The organism is Streptomyces sp. NPDC059900 (genome assembly GCF_050270335.1).
Lineage (GTDB): Bacteria > Actinomycetota > Actinomycetes > Streptomycetales > Streptomycetaceae > Streptomyces.
Genome location: NZ_JBNNJZ010000563.1, coordinates 1 through 5139 on the forward strand (window position 1 = coordinate 1; position 5139 = coordinate 5139).

Consider the following 5139-nt stretch of genomic DNA (forward strand, 5'->3'; position numbering starts at 1 on the left):
CGAGCCGACGGTCCTGACGGAGGACGAGGCCGCTCTGCTCGGCGTGCCCGTGCTCTCCCCCGCCCTGCTCTTCGACCGGGTCACCACGGACACCGGGGAGCGCCCCGTCGAGTACGTGCGCTCCCTGTACCGCGGTGACCGCTACCGCATCGTCTCGCGGCTCGAACTGGACGGTGCCGCCGAGCATCCCGCGCCCACCGCCTCGCGCAGCGGCGCGTGGTGGGGCACGGTGGAGTGACGTCACGCCACAGCTGTGATGTCACCACACGGCGGAGAGGAACATCCTGATGTCCGACCACACCTATCGGGTCACCGAGATCGTCGGCACCTCGCACGAGGGCGTCGACCAGGCCATCCGCAACGGCGTCGCCCGCGCCTCGCAGACACTGCGCTCGCTGGACTGGTTCGAGGTCACCCAGGTGCGCGGCCACATCGAGAACGGCGAGATCGAGCACTACCAGGTGGGCCTGAAGGTCGGCTTCCGCCTGGAGGACGGCGACAGCGCCTGACCCCGCCGCCGAGCGGTCACGTCCGTCCTTCACGCTCCTGGGCGTCCTTCAGCGCGGCGGACGTGCTCGCCCAGCGCGCCCGTACGACCCTGAAGCCCGCCCGCTCCGCCTCGTCGCACACCAGCTCGTCGTCGTCCACCAGCATCCGGACCTCGCGGGACCGGGCGATCTTCCGGAGGGTCTCCAGCTTGGTGCGGCGGGCGGGCCGCCGGTCGTCGTTGCGGCGCATCCAGATCCGCCCCTCCGGGAGCCCGTGCGCCGCCAGCCACGCCACGGTGTCCTTGCGGCACCGCTCGGGCCTGCCCGTGAGGTAGACGACCTCGCACTCCCGCGTGCTCTCCAGGGCGAGAGCCACGCCCTCCTCAAGCGGCGGATCGTCCGGCGCCGCGGCGAAGAAGGCCGCCCAGTCGCGCGGCTTCTGCTCCAGGAAACGCTGACGATGAGCGGTGTCCGCGAGCGTGTTGTCCAGGTCGAATACGGCCAGGGGCCTGCTGTCGTCCGTCACGCGCCCAGGGTAGGCCGGTGCTCGAGAAGGCGCTGCCCGGCGCCTCGCGCCCGCTCGCCCACCGCCCCCAGCAAGGCCCATGCGGTGGCCTGGTTGGCGCTGACGACGGGTTTCCCGAGGCGCGCTTCGAGACGGGGCAGCGCGTCGTACGTGGGCAGGGCGGTGCAGCTGACGAACACGGCGTCGGCCCGCGCGTGGTCCCCGGCGACGACGGCGTCCACCACCTGCTGCTCCGCCACGGAGTAGGCGTCCTCGACCGAGTCGAGCCCCAGCGCCGTCAGGGCCACGACATCGAACCCGGAGTCCTTGAGGTAACGGCCGAGGAGCTGGTCGACCGGCTCCTGGTAGGGGTGGACGACCGCGACGCGTCGCGCACCGACGGCTCGCAGCGCGTCGATCGCCGCGCCGCTGGTCGTCAGTGCCCGTCGTACGCCGTACGCCGTCATGGCCTCGCGCAGCGCCCGCTCGCCCGCCACGCCGTCGACGAAGGTGCAGGCAGTGCAGAGATACGCGACGGCTTCCGCGCCGCGTCCGACGAGTTCCCGCACCGGCCGCGTCAGCAGGCTCGCCCTGCCGAGCCGTGAGACGAGCTCCAGGTTGTCCCGGTAGGGAACCTCCTCGGTGAAGGTCATGGTCCACTCCACGTCCGGCGGGAACCACCGGCCCAGCTCCTCCCGGCGCGTGAAGTCGTACGAGGCGACGATTCCGACCTGCCGATTGCCTTCGCTGCGAGTGTTGGTCCGATCCATGCCCCGAGGCTAATAGGGAGCAAGATCTCCCTGATGCGGCGGGCCCGCCGCCGGGGTGCCATGGAGGGAGACAGGAGTGGGCCGGGGCGGAGAAAGGTGACGCAGACATGGCGCGTCCGGTGTGGAGCGGAGCCCTGACTTTCGGGCTCGTGTCGCTGCCCGTCCAGATGTTCACCGCGACGGACAGCCACACCGTCCGCTTCCACCAGTTGCAGCGCGGCACGTCCGACCGGGTCCGCAACAAGCGGGTGAATGAACGTACCGGCGAGGAAGTGCCCCTCATCGACGCCCTGCGTGGGGGCAAGGAGCGCAAGGCCTCATGACGGCCGCTGGCGGTACCCGGCATGGGCGGACGACCAGTGACCCCGACCTGACCGAAGAGAACGGAAGAGAGCTGTCGTGAGCGAGAAGGACGGGCTGCGGACGTATCGCGGGAAGCGGCACTTCGGGAAGACGAGCGAACCGAGCGGCGAGCACACGGAGGACGGACCCGACGGAGCGGACGCGGCCGGAGAGCCCGCGTTCGTGGTGCAGATCCACGACGCGAGCACGATGCACTTCGACTTCCGCCTGGAGGTCGACGGCGTACTGAAGTCCTGGTCGATCCCGAAGGGGCCGTCCACCGACCCGCAGGACAAGCGCCTGGCCATCCCCACCGAGGATCACCCCCTGGAGTACCAGGACTTCGAGGGGATCATTCCCGGGGGCGAGTACGGCGGCGGGACCGTCATCGTCTGGGACCACGGCACGTACCGCCCGACCAGTCACGACAAGCGCAAACGGCCGGTGCCCTTCGCGCAGGCCCTGGAGAACGGTCACGCCACGTTCGATCTGCACGGCGAGAAGCTGCACGGGCAGTACGCGCTCACCCGCTTCCACAGCCGCGAGGAGAAGAGCGGCTCAGCCGGTGCGAAGCCCACGTGGCTGCTGGTACGGACCGGATCGGGGCACCGCGCGGGCGGCGGCACCCCCGATCCGCGGCGGGCCCGCTCGGCGCGCAGCGGCCGCACGCTGCGCCAGGTCGCCGAGGCGCCGGACGCGCCGACCTGGACTTGAGTCTTCCCGTCCCGCGACACCCCCGACCAGCCCAATCGTGAGGGACAGGTCCGGACGAAGGCGGCGATGATGGGAGCCGATACGCGCAGTCGCACCATCGACCTCGGAACGGTACGGAAATGAACAGCCATAGGGCAGCGGGGACCGGGGTCGTGGCCAGTCGTACGGTGATCGGCGCGCCCTGCTGGGTCAGCCTGACCACGCACGATCTGGGGGCCGCGGAGGAGTTCTACCACGCCGTCCTCGGGTGGGACTGGCGCGTCGGCAAGCTGGGCGACCAGTACAGGTTCGCCAGTGTGGACGGAGTGCCGGTGGCGGGCGTGTCCGCCGTGGAGGCCATGGGCCAGGCAGCCGTGGCGTGGACTCCCTTCTTCGCCGCGTCCGACGCGAACGAGACGGTGGCCCGTAGCCATGAGCGAGGCGGGACGACCGCCGTGGGGCCGCTCTCGTTTCCGCCGGGGCGGGCCGCTCTGCTGGCCGATCGCGACGGAGCGGTCTTCGGCGTCTGGGAGGGCGAGCTGGTGGCGGACTGGGAGGACTGGCGCCGTGCGGCTCCGGTCTTCGTGGAGCTGCGCACCCGCGATGCCTTCGACGCCGCCATCTTCTACGCGGAGGTTCTCGGCTGGGCGGCAGCGGGCTGCTGCGAAGTCCACTACGAGGACGAGAGGGTCGTCCTGCGCAACGACGGCGACGTCGTGGCCCGCATCCATTCCGGCGCGGTGGAAGCCGCGCCCGACCCGGCGGTGCGGCCGCGCTGGCAGATCCACTTCACGGTCGCCGACGTGGACGCGTGTGCCAGGGCGGCGCGAGAGCACGGCGGATGTGTCCTGGAGGGCGAAGCGAGTGCGACGGAGGCCGTCCTCGCCGATCCGGACGGGGCACGCTTCGTGGTGAATTCACGGCCCGCGCAATGACCGGGCCGCATCCCGCGCAGTGATCGGGTCACGTCCCCCGCGGTGACAGGTCGGCCGTTCCGGCGGGCCGGGACAGCATGAGCAGACTGTGCGGCTGCACGGCGACCTGGCCGTCCGCCTTGTGTTCCACCTCGTCCGCGGCCCCGCGGGGGTCCGAGGTGTCGATCCGCGTCGTCCAGCGTTCCCCGTACGCGGCGTCCGGCAGGTCGAAGACGACCGGCTCCCGGTAGCTGTTCAGGAGGAGCAGGAAGGAGTCGTCCACCACGGGGCCTCCGCGGGCGTCGGGTTCCGCGATGGCATCGCCGTTCAGGAAGACCCCGACGGCGTGTGCGTCGGGCCGCCGCCAGTCCTCGTCCGTCATCTCGCGTGCGTCGGGCCGCAGCCACACCAGGTCCGGCATCGGCTGGCTCTCGTGGGTCGCCGTGTCGCCCCGGAAGAAGCGGCGTCTTCTCAACACCGGGTGCGCCGAACGGAGTTCGATGGCGCGGCGGGTGAAGTCGACGAGGTCACGCTGTTCGCCGGTGAGGTTCCAGTCGATCCAGGAGAGCTCGCTGTCCTGGCAGTAGGCGTTGTTGTTGCCGTGCTGCGTGCGGCCGAGTTCATCGCCGTGGGCGAGCATCGGTATCCCCTGCGAGAACATGAGCGTGGCGAGGAAGTTGCGCTGCTGGCGCGCGCGGAGTTCCAGGACGCCCTCGTCGTCGGTGGGCCCCTCTACACCGCAGTTCCACGACCGGTTCGCGTTCTCGCCGTCCTGGTTGTTCTCCCCGTTGGCCTCGTTGTGCTTGTCGTCGTACGAGACCAGGTCGCGCAGCGTGAACCCGTCATGCGCGGTGACGAAGTTGACGCTGGCGCGCGGGCGGCGGCGGTCGTGCTGGTAGAGGTCGGACGAGCCGGTGATCCTGGAGGCGAACTCGGCGAGCGTGTGGTCGGCGCCGCGCCAGAAGTCCCTTACCGAATCGCGGTACTTGCCGTTCCACTCCGACCACAGAGGCGGGAAGTTGCCGACCTGGTAGCCCCCGTCGCCGACGTCCCAGGGCTCGGCGATGAGCTTGACGCGGCCGACCACGGGGTCCTGCTGGACCAGGTCGAAGAACGCCGAGAGGCGGTCCACGTCGTGGAACTGCCGGGCGAGCGTGGCCGCGAGGTCGAACCGGAACCCGTCGACGTGCATGTCGGTGACCCAGTACCGCAGCGAGTCCATGACCAGCTGGAGGACGTTGGGGTGGCGCATCAGCAGGCTGTTGCCGGTGCCCGTGGTGTCGAAGTAGTGCGCCGGATCGCCCTCCGCCAGGCGGTAGTACGACGCGTTGTCGATGCCGCGGAAAGCGAGCGTGGGGCCGTTCTCGTTGCCCTCCGCGGTGTGGTTGTAGACCACGTCGAGGATCACTTCGAGCCCGGCCTTGTGC

At 70.5% G+C, this 5139-nt stretch carries 7 protein-coding genes and 1 pseudogene; 5 read left to right on the forward strand and 3 right to left on the reverse strand.

From position 1 onward, the window contains the following. Both ACQKIP_RS39095 and ACQKIP_RS39100 read left to right on the forward strand, forming a co-directional pair. The coding region (locus ACQKIP_RS39095) for a UTRA domain-containing protein (protein ID WP_427745241.1) at positions 1-238 on the forward strand (238 nt) is incomplete at its 5' end. Between the two features lie 49 nt (positions 239-287). Next, positions 288-509: a dodecin gene (locus ACQKIP_RS39100; protein WP_190078819.1), complete on the forward strand. Its 222-nt coding sequence runs from the start codon at positions 288-290 to the stop codon at positions 507-509. 16 nt (positions 510-525) lie between these two features. Here the strand turns inward: ACQKIP_RS39100 and ACQKIP_RS39105 are convergent, their stop codons facing one another. Together ACQKIP_RS39105 and ACQKIP_RS39110 are read right to left on the reverse strand one after the other, a co-directional pair. Then, positions 526-1014 (reverse strand): LNS2 domain-containing protein, encoded by a 489-nt coding sequence (locus tag ACQKIP_RS39105; protein ID WP_365860814.1) that lies wholly within the window; start codon positions 1012-1014, stop codon positions 526-528. Beyond that, a complete protein-coding gene (locus tag ACQKIP_RS39110) occupies positions 1011-1763 on the reverse strand; it encodes a maleate cis-trans isomerase family protein (RefSeq protein WP_365860812.1) in 753 nt (250 codons plus the stop codon). Before ACQKIP_RS39110 ends, ACQKIP_RS39105 begins: the two co-directional genes overlap by 4 nt. Before the next feature lie 107 nt (positions 1764-1870). Between ACQKIP_RS39110 and ACQKIP_RS39115 the strand changes: the two are divergent. The 3 genes and pseudogenes from ACQKIP_RS39115 to ACQKIP_RS39125 all read left to right on the forward strand — a co-directional run. Continuing rightward, positions 1871-2062 (forward strand): annotated as a pseudogene (locus ACQKIP_RS39115) (Ku protein); the annotation flags it as partial. Between the two features lie 100 nt (positions 2063-2162). Then, positions 2163-2819 (forward strand): DNA polymerase ligase N-terminal domain-containing protein, encoded by a 657-nt coding sequence (locus ACQKIP_RS39120; RefSeq protein ID WP_365860810.1) that lies wholly within the window; start codon positions 2163-2165, stop codon positions 2817-2819. A 119-nt stretch (positions 2820-2938) separates the two neighbouring features. Continuing rightward, positions 2939-3733 (forward strand): VOC family protein, encoded by a 795-nt coding sequence (locus ACQKIP_RS39125; protein WP_365860808.1) that lies wholly within the window; start codon positions 2939-2941, stop codon positions 3731-3733. A gap of 28 nt (positions 3734-3761) precedes the next feature. Here ACQKIP_RS39125 and glgX read toward each other — a convergent pair. Next, on the reverse strand, positions 3762-5139 hold a 1378-nt coding region (gene glgX, locus ACQKIP_RS39130; RefSeq protein ID WP_427745242.1), incomplete at its 5' end, for a glycogen debranching protein GlgX.

Coding starts and splice junctions, on each gene's coding strand:
- ACQKIP_RS39100 (WP_190078819.1), top strand. CDS start 288: ATGTCCGACCACACCTATCGGGTCACCGAGATCGTCGGCACCTCGCAC.
- ACQKIP_RS39110 (WP_365860812.1), bottom strand. CDS start 1,763: ATGGATCGGACCAACACTCGCAGCGAAGGCAATCGGCAGGTCGGAATC.
- ACQKIP_RS39125 (WP_365860808.1), top strand. CDS start 2,939: ATGAACAGCCATAGGGCAGCGGGGACCGGGGTCGTGGCCAGTCGTACG.